This is a genomic window from Achromobacter maghribensis (genome assembly GCF_057334215.1).
The window spans coordinates 256,814-269,709 of record NZ_JBHFII010000017.1 but is presented as its reverse complement, the minus strand read 5'-3'; the positions used below and the strand labels follow the sequence as shown (position 1 = coordinate 269,709).

The following is a 12,896-nucleotide window of genomic DNA, read 5'->3' as shown; positions in this document are numbered from 1 at the left end:
GGCTATCGTCCCCAGTTCTACTTCCGCACGACGGACGTGACGGGCACGATCGAGCTGCCGGCCGACAAGGAAATGGTTCTGCCGGGCGACAACGTGGCCATGACGGTCAAGCTGTTGGCTCCGATCGCCATGGAAGAAGGCCTGCGTTTCGCCATCCGTGAAGGCGGTCGTACCGTCGGCGCCGGCGTCGTCGCCAAGATCCTGAAGTAAGCAATACCCAAGTGGGTAGAGTGGACGAAATGTCCCTCTACCCATTTTTGCTGTAAAAGTGTTATGATGTTTGGCTCCGCGATCATTTGCGCCAAATTGCCTGAAAAGGCAGTCTGAAAAACGACCTGAAAAGGCTGTTTTGAGCGGCAGATCACGGAAAGTCAGTGAATGTAGTGCAAGCCAGTAGTGTTTTAGGGGCATAGCTCAATTGGCAGAGCGTCGGTCTCCAAAACCGAAGGTTGTAGGTTCGATTCCTACTGCCCCTGCCACCGCCAGGATAAACCCGCGGGAGATCATCGCGAGTTACGCATTCACGGCGGCTCGCGTCGCAATATGTCTAATACCAGCGTAGAAACCGTAACCAGTACCGCCGACCGGGTCAAGCTCGGGCTGGCGGTTCTCGTCGTTATTGCTGGCATCGTCGGGTTTTCCGTGCTTAGCGCACAGCCGATGCCCGCACGTGTCGGCGTGTTCGTTGGTGGCCTCGTGATCGCAGCCGTGATCGCCTGGTTCAGCGAGCCCGGCCGCCGCACCCTGAGCTTTGCCAACGAGTCCTACAACGAAGTCAAGCGTGTCGCGTGGCCCACCCGCAAGGAAACGACCCAGATGACGGGTATCGTTTTTGCGTTCGTGGCGGTCATGGGCATTTTCATGTGGGTGCTCGACAAGGGCATCGAATGGATTCTTTACGGCCTGCTGTTGGGCTGGAAATAAGGACGGCGAATGAGTAAGCGTTGGTATGTCGTCCATGTGTATTCCGGCATGGAAAAGAGTGTTCACAAGGCCCTGATCGAGCGCATCGAGCGCGCGGCCTTGCAAACGTCTTTTGGCCGAATCCTTGTGCCCTCCGAAGAAGTCGTCGAGGTCAAGGGTGGTCAGAAGTCGATCACCGAACGCCGCATTTTCCCTGGTTATGTCCTGGTTGAAATGGACCTGACCGACGAAACGTGGCATTTGGTCAAGAATACGAACCGCGTCACCGGCTTTTTGGGTGGCTCGGGCAACCGTCCGACCCCGATTTCCGAAAAGGAAGTCGAGAAGATCCTCTCCCAGATGGAAGAGGGTGTCGAGAAACCCCGCCCCAAGATTCTGTTCGAAGTGGGCGAGATGGTTCGGGTCAAGGAAGGTCCGTTTGCAGACTTCAACGGCAACGTCGAAGAAGTCAATTACGAAAAGAGCAAGGTGCGCGTGTCGGTCACCATTTTTGGTCGTGCCACACCCGTCGAACTCGATTTCAGCCAGGTCGAAAAGACCTGATTTCAACCCCCGGGGAGCCCAGGCCAATAAGGCCCGGGCGATATAACCCGCAAGGAGCAAAGCATGGCGAAGAAGATCGTCGGCTTTATCAAGCTGCAAGTACCGGCTGGTAAGGCTAACCCCTCCCCCCCGATTGGCCCGGCACTGGGTCAACGCGGCCTGAACATCATGGAATTCTGCAAGGCGTTCAACGCCAAGACCCAAGGCATGGAGCCTGGTCTGCCGATTCCGGTGGTGATCACCGCTTTCGCGGACAAGAGCTTCACCTTCATCATGAAGACCCCGCCCGCGACGGTCCTCATCAAGAAGGCAGCTGGCGTGCAAAAGGGTTCGGCCAAGCCGCATACCGATAAGGTCGGCACGCTGACCCGCGCTCAAGCTGAAGAAATCGCCAAGGCCAAGGGCCCCGATCTGACCGCCGCTGATCTGGACGCCGCTGTGCGCACGATCGCTGGCAGCGCCCGCAGCATGGGCATCACGGTTGAGGGGATCTAATCATGGCAAAACTGTCCAAGCGCGCCGCCGCTATTGCACAAAAGATCGACCGTACCAAGCTGTACCCGGTCGCTGAAGCCCTGACCCTGGTCAAGGAAACCGCTGTCGCCAAGTTCAATGAATCCATTGACGTGGCTGTGCAGCTCGGCATCGACCCGAAGAAGTCGGACCAACTGGTTCGCGGCTCGGTCGTTCTGCCCGCCGGTACCGGCAAGTCGGTCCGCGTGGCCGTGTTCGCCCAAGGCGAAAAGGCTGAGGCCGCCAAGGCTGCCGGCGCCGACATCGTTGGCCTGGACGACCTGGCTGACCAGATCAAGGCCGGTCAAATGGACTTTGACGTGGTCATCGCTTCGCCCGACACGATGCGTGTCGTGGGTGCCCTGGGCCAGATCCTGGGTCCCCGTGGCCTGATGCCGAACCCGAAGGTCGGCACCGTGACGCCTGACGTCGCGACCGCTGTCAAGAACGCCAAGGCCGGTCAGGTTCAGTACCGCACCGACAAGGCTGGCATCATCCACGCAACGATCGGCCGCGCGTCGTTCGGCGTGGAACAGCTGCAAACCAACCTGGCCGCTCTGGTCGACGCCCTGCAAAAGGCTCGTCCCGCAGCTGCCAAGGGCATTTATCTGCGCAAGCTCGCCGTTTCGTCCACGATGGGCGGCGGTGCTCGCGTTGAAATTGCCTCGCTGTCGGCTTCCAACTAAGCCAACAGCAGTAAACGTACTTTGGGCTGCATCCGGATTCCTCCGGATGTTGCTGTCAAAGACCGCTGGAGCAGGGTAGTGGAAGGGTCCTCCCTTCTGTTGAAAGCAGGTTCCCCGCTGCCCCGCTTAATCCCGAAGCTCACATAGTTCGGATCCAGCGTAGACGGCGTCCCCAGGAAGATTTCTTTACACGAAGAACTCGACCAGGCGCCGCATTCGGTTGACGCGCAAGGCTCAGGCCCCAGGCGTCTTTTGATGGAGTGTTCAAACCGTGAGTCTCAATCGTCAAGAGAAAGCGGTGGTAATCGAGGAAGTCTCGGCTGAAGTCGCCAAGGCACAATCGATTGTTATCGCTGAGTACCGTGGTCTGGACGTCGCCTCTGTCACCGTACTGCGCAAAACTGCGCGTGAATCGGGCGTGTATCTGCGTGTTCTGAAGAACTCGCTGGCCCGTCGTGCTGTTGCCGGCACGGCTTTCGAGCCGTTGGCTGAGCAACTGACCGGTCCGCTGATCTATGGTATCAGCACTGATCCGGTTTCGGCGGCCAAGGTCATCGCAGGTTTCGCGAAAAGCAACGACAAGCTGGTCATCAAGGCGGGCGCATTGCCCAACAACCTGCTGACCCAAGATGGTGTGAAGGCCTTGGCCACCATGCCGTCCCGCGAAGAGTTGCTGTCGAAACTGCTTGGCACCATGCAAGCCCCCATCGCGCAATTCGTGCGTACGCTCAACGAAGTTCCGACCAAGTTCGCTCGTGGCCTCGCGGCCGTGCGCGACCAAAAGGCAGCGGCCTAATCGCCCTGCTGTCCGGAATTCGCTGAACGACGAAGCGACACCCAAACCCTGGCATTACCAAAATATTTGGAGTTCTTAAAAATGGCACTTAACAAAGCTGAAATCCTTGACGCCATCGCTGGCATGACCGTGCTCGAGCTGTCCGAGCTGATCAAGGAAATGGAAGAGAAGTTCGGCGTGTCGGCTGCTGCCGCTGCTGTCGCTGTCGCTGCTCCCGCTGCTGGTGGCGCTGCCGCCGCTGCTGAAGAGCAAACCGAGTTCACCGTCGTCCTGCTGGAAGCCGGCGCGAACAAGGTTAGCGTCATCAAGGCCGTGCGCGAGCTGACCGGTCTGGGTCTGAAGGAAGCCAAGGACCTGGTTGACGGCGCTCCGAAGCCTGTCAAGGAAGCTGTGGCCAAGGCTGACGCCGAAGCCGCCAAGAAGAAGCTGGAAGAAGCTGGCGCCAAGGTCGAAGTCAAGTAAGACCTGCGTCAACTGCCCGGGGACAGCACAGTTTGCAGTCCCCGGGCTTTTGCGTTTCCAGGAAACCCCTACTGGGGTCATGCCTTTTCAGAGGGGTTTCCTGGAGTCGTATCACCTAGGGCCGTGGTTGACGGCCCATGCAACCTCGAGTCGGAGTGCTCATGCCTTACTCGTACACCGAAAAAAAGCGCATCCGCAAAAGCTTCGCCAAGCGTGAAGACGTTCAAAACGTTCCTTTCCTTTTGGCGACACAGCTTCAATCCTACCTAACTTTCCTGCAGGCGGATACCGCCCCGTCCGATCGCGTAGCCGACGGTTTGCAGGCGGCGTTCTCGTCGATTTTCCCGATCGTTAGTCACAACGGTATGGCGCGCTTGGAGTTCGTGAGCTACGTGCTTGGCGAACCGGTGTTCGATGTCAAGGAATGTCAGCAACGTGGTCTGACCTATGCCTCGCCCCTGCGAGCCAAGGTCCGCCTGGTGCTGCTTGACCGCGAAGTCAGCAAGCCGACCGTGAAAGAAGTGAAGGAACAGGAAGTCTACATGGGCGAAATTCCGCTCATGACGGGCACGGGTTCCTTTGTCATCAATGGCACCGAGCGTGTCATCGTGTCGCAGCTGCACCGTTCGCCTGGCGTGTTCTTCGAACACGACCGCGGCAAAACGCACAGCTCCGGCAAGCTCCTGTTCTCGGCCCGCGTGATTCCTTACCGCGGTTCGTGGCTGGACTTCGAATTCGACCCGAAGGACGTCCTGTTCTTCCGCGTCGACCGCCGTCGCAAGATGCCTGTCACGATCCTGTGCAAGGCCATCGGCATGACGCCGGAATCCATCCTGGCCAACTTCTTCGACTTCGATAACTTCGAACTGAAGAGCGAAGGCGCGATGATGGAATTCGTGCCCGAACGTTGGAAGGGCGAAATGGCCCGCTTCGACATTTCGGATCGCGATGGCAAGGTCATCGTCGAAAAAGACAAGCGCATCAATGCCAAGCATCTGCGCGACCTGGCTGCCGGCGGCATCCAGCGCATCTCCGTGCCGGAAGACTTCCTGTACGGCCGTGTGCTGGCCAAGAACATCGTCGATGAAGACACTGGCGAGGTCATCGCCAATGCCAACGACGAAATCACGGAAAGCGTGCTGAGCGCGCTGCGCGCCTCGAACGTCTACGACATCCAGGCGCTCTACACGAACGACCTGGACCGTGGTCCGTACATCTCGCAAACGCTGCGCACCGATGAAACCGCCGACCAGATGGCCGCGCGCGTTGCCATCTACCGCATGATGCGTCCTGGCGAGCCGCCCACCGAAGAAGCGGTGGAAGCGCTGTTCCAGCGTCTGTTCTACAGCGAAGAGACGTACGACCTGTCGCGCGTCGGCCGCATGAAGGTCAACAGCCGTCTGGGCCGTGGTGAGGACATCACCGGCCCGATGACGCTGACCAACGAAGACATCCTTGAAACCATCAAGGTGCTGGTTGAGCTGCGTAACGGCCGTGGCCAGATCGATGACATCGATCACTTGGGTAACCGTCGCGTGCGTTGCGTGGGCGAACTGGCCGAAAACCAGTTCCGCGCAGGCCTCGTGCGTGTCGAGCGCGCCGTCAAGGAACGTCTGGGCCAGGCCGAGACCGAAAACCTGATGCCGCACGACCTGATCAACTCCAAGCCGATCTCGGCCGCCATCAAGGAGTTCTTCGGTTCGAGCCAGCTGTCGCAGTTCATGGACCAGACCAACCCGCTGTCGGAAATCACGCACAAGCGTCGCGTTTCCGCACTGGGCCCGGGCGGTCTGACCCGCGAGCGCGCCGGCTTCGAAGTCCGCGACGTGCACCCGACCCACTACGGCCGTGTCTGCCCGATCGAAACGCCGGAAGGCCCGAACATCGGTCTGATCAACTCCATGGCGCTGTACGCTCGCTTGAACGAGTACGGCTTCCTGGAAACGCCTTACCGCAAGATTATCGACGGCCGCGTCAGCGAGCAGATCGATTACCTGTCGGCCATCGAAGAAAGCCACTACGTCATTGCGCAGGCTAACGCCGCGCTGGACGAGGACGGCGCTTTCGTTGACGACCTGGTCGCTTGCCGTGAAGCGGGCGAAACGATGCTGACCTCGCCGGCCAACGTGCATTACATGGACGTTGCCCCGTCGCAGATCGTGTCGGTTGCTGCATCGCTGATTCCGTTCCTTGAGCACGACGACGCGAACCGCGCACTGATGGGCGCCAACATGCAACGTCAGGCCGTGCCTTGCCTGCGTCCGGAAAAGCCGGTCGTGGGCACGGGTATCGAACGTACCGTGGCCGTTGACTCGGGCACGACCGTGCAAGCACTGCGTGGCGGCCTGGTCGACCACGTTGACGCCGAGCGCGTCGTGATTCGCGTGAACGACGAAGAAAACGTCGCCGGCGAAGTCGGTGTCGATATCTACAACCTGATCAAGTACACCCGTTCCAACCAGAACACGAACATCAACCAGCGTCCTATCGTCAAGCGTGGCGACAAGGTCGCCAAGGGCGACGTGCTGGCTGACGGCGCATCGACCGACCTGGGCGAACTCGCCCTGGGTCAGAACATGCTGATCGCGTTCATGCCCTGGAACGGCTACAACTTCGAAGATTCGATCTTGATCTCCGAAAAGGTTGTTGCCGATGACCGCTACACCTCGGTCCACATCGAGGAACTGACGGTTGTCGCCCGCGACACGAAGCTCGGCCCGGAAGAAATCACGCGCGACATCAGCAACCTGGCTGAGACGCAACTGAACCGTCTGGATGATTCGGGTATCACGTACATCGGCGCCGAAGTCAGCGCCGACGACGTGCTGGTCGGCAAGGTCACGCCCAAGGGCGAAACCCAGCTGACGCCGGAAGAAAAGCTGCTGCGCGCCATCTTCGGTGAAAAGGCGTCCGACGTTAAGGACACCTCGCTGCGCGTGCCTTCGGGCATGACCGGCACCGTGATCGACGTGCAAGTGTTCACGCGTGAAGGCATCGTGCGCGACAAGCGCGCCCAGTCCATCATCGACGATGAACTGCGCCGCTATCGCCAAGACCTGAACGACCAGCTGCGCATCGTTGAAAACGACCAGTTCGACCGTATCGAAAAGATGCTGGTCAACAAGACCGTCAACGGCGGCCCGCGCAAGCTGGCCAAGGGCGCCACGATCACCAAGGCTTATCTGGCTGATCTGGACCGCTGGCAGTGGTTCGACATCCGTCTGGCCGATGAGCCGCACGCTGTCGTGCTGGAGCAAGCCAAGGAATCGCTGGAGCAGAAGCGCCATCAGTTCGATCTGGCCTTCGAAGAGAAGCGCAAGAAGCTGACGCAAGGCGACGAGCTGCCCCCGGGCGTGCTGAAGATGATCAAGGTCTACCTGGCCGTGAAGCGTCGTCTGCAGCCTGGCGACAAGATGGCTGGCCGTCACGGCAACAAGGGCGTGGTCTCGCGTATCACCCCGGTGGAAGACATGCCGCACATGGCTGACGGCACGCCGGCCGACATCGTTCTGAACCCGCTGGGCGTGCCTTCGCGGATGAACGTCGGTCAGGTGTTGGAAGTGCACTTGGGCTGGGCTGCCAAGGGCGTGGGCCACCGCATTGCCGATTTGCTGCGCGACGAGCGCACTGCGCAGGTCAAGAACATCCGTGCCTACCTGGACAAGGTCTACAACACGACCGGCTCCGGCGCCCGCATCGACGAGCTGACCGACGAAGAAGTCATGGAAATGGCCCAGAACCTCAAGAACGGCGTGCCGTTCGCGACGCCCGTCTTCGACGGCGCGACCGAAGAGGAAATCACCACGATGCTGGAACTGGCCTATCCGGACGACGTCGCCGAGCGCATGGCACTGACGCCTTCGCGTACGCAGGCATGGCTGTTCGACGGCCGCACGGGCGAGAAATTCGAGCGCCCCGTGACGGTTGGCTACATGCACTACCTGAAGCTGCACCACTTGGTCGACGACAAGATGCACGCGCGTTCGACGGGTCCGTACTCGCTGGTCACGCAGCAGCCGCTGGGTGGTAAGGCGCAGTTCGGTGGTCAGCGTTTCGGGGAAATGGAAGTGTGGGCGCTGGAAGCATACGGCGCCGCGTACACCCTGCAAGAAATGCTGACGGTGAAGTCGGACGACATCACTGGCCGTACCAAGGTATACGAAAACATCGTCAAGGGCGACCACGTCATCGACGCCGGCATGCCGGAATCGTTCAACGTGCTGGTGAAGGAAATCCGCTCGTTGGCCCTGGACATGGATTTGGAGCGTAACTAATGAAAGCGCTACTCGACCTATTTAAGCAAGTCTCGCAAGACGAGCAATTCGATGCCATCAAGATCGGCATCGCCTCGCCCGAGAAGATCCGTTCGTGGTCTTACGGCGAAGTTCGCAAGCCCGAGACCATCAACTACCGCACGTTCAAGCCTGAACGTGACGGTTTGTTCTGCTCCAAGATCTTTGGCCCGATCAAAGACTACGAGTGCTTGTGCGGCAAGTACAAGCGCCTGAAGCATCGTGGCGTGATCTGCGAAAAGTGCGGCGTTGAAGTCACCGTTGCCAAGGTTCGCCGTGAACGCATGGGCCACATCGAGCTGGCCAGCCCCGTCGCGCACATCTGGTTCCTGAAGAGCCTGCCGTCGCGTCTGGGCATGGTGCTCGACATGACCCTGCGCGACATCGAACGCGTTCTGTACTTCGAAGCCTGGTGCGTGATCGAACCTGGCATGACGCCGCTCAAGCGCGGCCAGATCATGTCGGACGACGATTTCCTCGCCAAGACCGAAGAGTACGGCGACGATTTCCGTGCCCTGATGGGCGCGGAAGCCGTGCGCGAACTGCTGCGCACCATCGACATCGACCGCGAAGTGGAAACGCTGCGCGGCGAGTTGAAGGCCACCAGCTCTGAAGCCAAGATCAAGAAGATTTCCAAGCGCCTGAAGGTGCTGGAAGGCTTCCAGAAGTCGGGCATCAAGGCCGAGTGGATGGTCATGGAAGTGCTGCCCGTGCTGCCGCCGGACCTGCGTCCGCTGGTGCCGCTGGACGGCGGCCGCTTCGCGACCTCGGACCTGAACGACCTGTACCGCCGCGTCATCAACCGCAACAACCGCTTGAAGCGCCTTCTGGAGCTCAAGGCGCCGGAAATCATCCTGCGCAACGAAAAGCGGATGCTGCAGGAAGCCGTTGACTCGCTGCTGGACAACGGTCGCCGTGGCAAGGCCATGACGGGCGCCAACAAGCGCCAGCTGAAGTCCCTGGCCGACATGATCAAGGGCAAGAGCGGTCGTTTCCGTCAGAACTTGCTGGGCAAGCGCGTCGACTACTCGGGCCGTTCGGTCATCGTGGTGGGCCCGCAGCTCAAGCTGCATCAGTGCGGTCTGCCCAAGCTGATGGCCCTGGAACTGTTCAAGCCGTTCATCTTCAATCGTCTGGAGATGATGGGCCTGGCCACGACCATCAAGGCTGCCAAGAAGCTGGTGGAAAGCCAGGAACCGGTGGTCTGGGACATCCTGGAAGAAGTCATCCGCGAACACCCGGTCATGCTGAACCGTGCGCCCACGCTGCACCGTTTAGGCATCCAGGCGTTCGAGCCGGTCCTGATCGAAGGCAAGGCCATCCAGCTGCACCCGCTGGTTTGCGCGGCGTTCAACGCCGACTTCGACGGTGACCAGATGGCTGTCCACGTGCCGCTGTCGCTGGAAGCCCAGCTGGAAGCGCGCACGCTGATGCTGGCGTCCAACAACGTCCTGTTCCCGGCCAACGGCGAACCGTCGATCGTGCCGTCGCAGGATATCGTGCTGGGTCTGTACTACACGACGCGTGAGCGCATCAACGGCCGCGGCGAAGGCATTTTCTTCACCGACGTCGCTGAAGTGCAACGCGCCTATGACAACGGCGAAGTCGAACTGCAATCCCGCGTGACCGTGCGTCTGAAAGAGCACGAGCGCGACGAGGCAGGCGAATGGCAACCCGTGATCCGCCGTCATGAAACGACGGTCGGCCGCGCGCTGCTGTCCGAAATTCTGCCGAAGGGCCTGCCCTTCACGGTCCTGAACAAGGCCCTGAAGAAGAAGGAAATTTCGCGCCTGATCAACCAGTCGTTCCGCCGTTGCGGCCTGCGCGACACGGTGATCTTCGCTGACAAGCTGATGCAGTCCGGCTTCAAGCTGGCCACGCGCGGCGGTATCTCGATCGCCATGGGCGACATGCTGATCCCGACCGCCAAGGAAGGCATCCTGGCTGAAGCCAGCCGCGAAGTGAAGGAAATCGACAAGCAGTACTCGTCGGGTCTGGTCACGTCCCAGGAACGCTACAACAACGTGGTGGACATCTGGGGCAAGGCTGGCGACAAGGTCGGCAAGGCGATGATGGAACAACTGGCCACCGAGCCGGTTGTGAACCGTCACGGCGAAGAAGTGCGCCAGGAATCGTTCAACTCGATCTACATGATGGCTGACTCGGGCGCCCGCGGTTCGGCCGCCCAGATCCGCCAGCTGGCCGGTATGCGCGGCCTGATGGCCAAGCCGGACGGCTCGATTATCGAAACGCCCATTACCGCGAACTTCCGTGAAGGTCTGAACGTGCTTCAGTACTTCATCTCGACTCACGGCGCGCGTAAGGGTCTGGCCGATACGGCACTGAAGACCGCAAACTCGGGTTACCTGACTCGTCGTCTGGTCGACGTGACGCAAGACTTGGTGATCACCGAGGACGATTGCGGTACGTCGCTGGGCTACAACATGAAGGCCCTGGTGGAAGGTGGTGAAGTCATCGAACCGCTGCGCGACCGCATCCTGGGTCGTGTTGCCGCCGTGGACATCATCAACCCGGACACGCAGGAAACGGCCATCGTTGCCGGCACCCTGCTGGACGAAGATCTGGTCGACACCATCGACCGCATCGGCGTGGACGAAGTCAAGGTCCGCACCCCGCTGACGTGCGAAACGCGTCACGGGCTGTGCGCACATTGCTACGGCCGCGATCTGGGTCGCGGTTCGCCGGTCAACCAGGGCGAAGCAGTTGGCGTTATCGCTGCCCAGTCCATCGGTGAACCGGGCACGCAGCTCACGATGCGTACGTTCCACATCGGTGGCGCGGCGTCGCGTTCGGCCCTGGCCAGCGCGGTGGAAACGAAGTCCAGCGGTCTGGTTGGCTTTGCCAGCACGATGCGCTATGTCACGAACGCCAAGGGCGAACGCGTTGCGATTTCGCGCTCCGGTGAACTGGCGATCTTCGACGACAACGGCCGCGAACGCGAACGCCACAAGATCCCGTACGGCGCGACCGTGCTGGTGGGCGATGGCGAAGCCGTGAAGGCTGGCGCACGTCTGGCGACGTGGGACCCGCTGACCCGTCCGATCGTGTCGGAATACGGTGGCGCCGTCCGCTTCGAGAACATCGAAGAAGGCGTGACCGTTGCCAAGCAGGTGGACGAAGTCACCGGCCTGTCGACGCTCGTCGTCATCACGCCGAAGACCCGTGGCGGCAAGATCGTCATGCGTCCGCAGATCAAGCTGGTCAACGAAGCTGGCGAAGACGTCAAGATCGCCGGCACCGATCACTCGGTGAACATCTCGTTCCCGGTGGGCGCGCTGATTACCGTGCGTGACGGCCAGCAGGTTGCCGTGGGTGAAGTTCTGGCGCGTATTCCGCAAGAATCGCAAAAGACCCGCGACATTACCGGCGGTCTGCCGCGTGTGGCCGAACTGTTCGAAGCCCGTTCGCCGAAGGACGCCGGCATGCTCGCCGACGTTACCGGTACGGTGTCGTTCGGTAAGGACACGAAGGGCAAGCAGCGTCTGGTCATCACCGACCTGGAAGGCGTGAGCCACGAGTTCCTGATTCCGAAGGAAAAGCAGGTTCTGGTGCACGACGGCCAAGTGGTGAACAAGGGCGAAATGATCGTGGACGGCCCGGCCGATCCCCACGACATCCTGCGCCTGCAAGGCATCGAGAAGCTGGCGACGTACATCGTCGACGAAGTGCAGGACGTTTACCGTCTGCAAGGCGTGAAGATCAACGACAAGCACATCGAAGTGATTGTTCGTCAGATGCTGCGTCGTGTGAACATCGTTGACGCTGGCGATACCGAGTTCATCCCGGGCGAGCAAGTCGAGCGCTCCGAACTGCTGAACGCCAACGATCGCATGGCTGCCGAAGACCGTATCCCGGCAACCTACGACAACGTGCTGTTGGGTATCACGAAGGCCTCGCTGTCGACCGACTCGTTCATCTCGGCCGCATCGTTCCAGGAAACCACGCGTGTCCTGACCGAAGCCGCCATCATGGGCAAGCGCGACGACCTGCGTGGTCTGAAGGAAAACGTCATCGTCGGCCGCCTCATTCCGGCGGGTACCGGCCTGGCTTACCACCACGCACGCCGCGACAAGGAAGAGCTGGAGGCGGCGGAACGCGAAGCCGCTCGCCAGCAGGCCAACCCGTTCGAAGACTCACCGGTCACGGTGGGTGCGGACGATCAGGCCCCGGCCTCCGACGCCAGCACCGACGATTCCGCCGAATAAGCGGAATCCCGGTCAGCCCCCCGCGCGCCATCCTGGCGCGGGGGCTGAAAACAAAAAGGCCGCTGATGCGAATCAGCGGCCTTTTTCTTTTTTGCACGGCTGGCATGTCGTGCAAGCCAGCGTGCGGCTACTTTCCGGCCTGCGTCCGTGCGCGTTGGAAGGCCGGTCCCCAGGACGGGTGTCCGGCTTCGTTGGGGGCTAGCTCAAAAGTAGGATCCAGCGCCAGGATGCGGGCGAAGCTGTCTTGGCACAACTGGGCGTAACGCGTGACGCAATAGCTGAATGCCTGCAACTTGTAGGCTTCGACGCGCATGGCGCGGGGTGAAGCGGCCAGGGCGTCCGAGGTGGCGACACCGCGGATGACTTCGCCGTAGCGGCCGGCGCCATAGGCGTCGCGGATTTGTTGCAATTGCGTCAGCGCCTCGGGAGTAGCGGGGGCTTGGGGGGGGGGGGG

The 12,896-nt window shown here is 60.7% G+C and carries 10 protein-coding genes and 1 tRNA gene; 10 read left to right on the top strand and 1 reads right to left on the bottom strand.

The window, feature by feature from the left end; genetic code table 11:
* The 10 genes from ACE039_RS08140 to rpoC form a co-directional block, all read left to right on the top strand.
* On the top strand, positions 1-210 hold a 210-nt coding region (locus tag ACE039_RS08140), incomplete at its 5' end, for an EF-Tu C-terminal domain-related protein (protein WP_485822059.1).
* Positions 211-403: 193 nt separating this feature from the next.
* Positions 404-479: transfer RNA gene (locus ACE039_RS08135), tRNA-Trp, on the top strand.
* A 64-nt stretch (positions 480-543) separates the two neighbouring features.
* The gene (gene secE / locus ACE039_RS08130; RefSeq protein WP_105555684.1) at positions 544-924 is read left to right on the top strand and encodes a preprotein translocase subunit SecE; all 381 of its coding nucleotides are present in this window, start codon (positions 544-546) and stop codon (positions 922-924) included.
* Positions 925-933: 9 nt separating this feature from the next.
* Positions 934-1,467 (top strand): transcription termination/antitermination protein NusG, encoded by a 534-nt coding sequence (nusG, locus tag ACE039_RS08125; RefSeq protein ID WP_105555685.1) that lies wholly within the window; start codon positions 934-936, stop codon positions 1,465-1,467.
* A gap of 63 nt (positions 1,468-1,530) precedes the next feature.
* Entirely contained in the window at positions 1,531-1,962 is a 432-nt protein-coding gene (gene rplK, locus ACE039_RS08120; RefSeq protein WP_006227005.1) for a 50S ribosomal protein L11, read from the top strand.
* A 2-nt stretch (positions 1,963-1,964) separates the two neighbouring features.
* Entirely contained in the window at positions 1,965-2,666 is a 702-nt protein-coding gene (gene rplA, locus ACE039_RS08115; protein ID WP_006216574.1) for a 50S ribosomal protein L1, read from the top strand.
* A gap of 271 nt (positions 2,667-2,937) precedes the next feature.
* A complete protein-coding gene (gene rplJ, locus ACE039_RS08110; protein WP_105555686.1) occupies positions 2,938-3,462 on the top strand; it encodes a 50S ribosomal protein L10 in 525 nt (174 codons plus the stop codon).
* 81 nt (positions 3,463-3,543) lie between these two features.
* Positions 3,544-3,924, top strand: coding sequence for a 50S ribosomal protein L7/L12 (gene rplL, locus ACE039_RS08105; protein ID WP_006227008.1), 381 nt, complete (start codon positions 3,544-3,546; stop codon positions 3,922-3,924).
* A gap of 161 nt (positions 3,925-4,085) precedes the next feature.
* On the top strand, positions 4,086-8,198 hold the full coding sequence (gene rpoB, locus ACE039_RS08100) for a DNA-directed RNA polymerase subunit beta (protein ID WP_485811420.1): 4,113 nt from the start codon (positions 4,086-4,088) through the stop codon (positions 8,196-8,198).
* A complete protein-coding gene (rpoC, locus tag ACE039_RS08095) occupies positions 8,198-12,442 on the top strand; it encodes a DNA-directed RNA polymerase subunit beta' (RefSeq protein ID WP_448708021.1) in 4,245 nt (1,414 codons plus the stop codon). The genes rpoB and rpoC overlap by 1 nt, the downstream gene beginning before the upstream one ends.
* 127 nt (positions 12,443-12,569) lie before the next feature.
* On the opposite strand, the gene ACE039_RS08090 is transcribed toward rpoC, so the two are convergent.
* The coding region (locus ACE039_RS08090; RefSeq protein WP_485821011.1) for a TssQ family T6SS-associated lipoprotein at positions 12,570-12,896 on the bottom strand (327 nt) is incomplete at its 5' end.

Coding starts and splice junctions, on each gene's coding strand:
- secE (WP_105555684.1), top strand. CDS start 544: ATGTCTAATACCAGCGTAGAAACCGTAACCAGTACCGCCGACCGGGTC.
- rplL (WP_006227008.1), top strand. CDS start 3,544: ATGGCACTTAACAAAGCTGAAATCCTTGACGCCATCGCTGGCATGACC.
- nusG (WP_105555685.1), top strand. CDS start 934: ATGAGTAAGCGTTGGTATGTCGTCCATGTGTATTCCGGCATGGAAAAG.
- rplA (WP_006216574.1), top strand. CDS start 1,965: ATGGCAAAACTGTCCAAGCGCGCCGCCGCTATTGCACAAAAGATCGAC.
- rpoB (WP_485811420.1), top strand. CDS start 4,086: ATGCCTTACTCGTACACCGAAAAAAAGCGCATCCGCAAAAGCTTCGCC.
- rpoC (WP_448708021.1), top strand. CDS start 8,198: ATGAAAGCGCTACTCGACCTATTTAAGCAAGTCTCGCAAGACGAGCAA.
- rplK (WP_006227005.1), top strand. CDS start 1,531: ATGGCGAAGAAGATCGTCGGCTTTATCAAGCTGCAAGTACCGGCTGGT.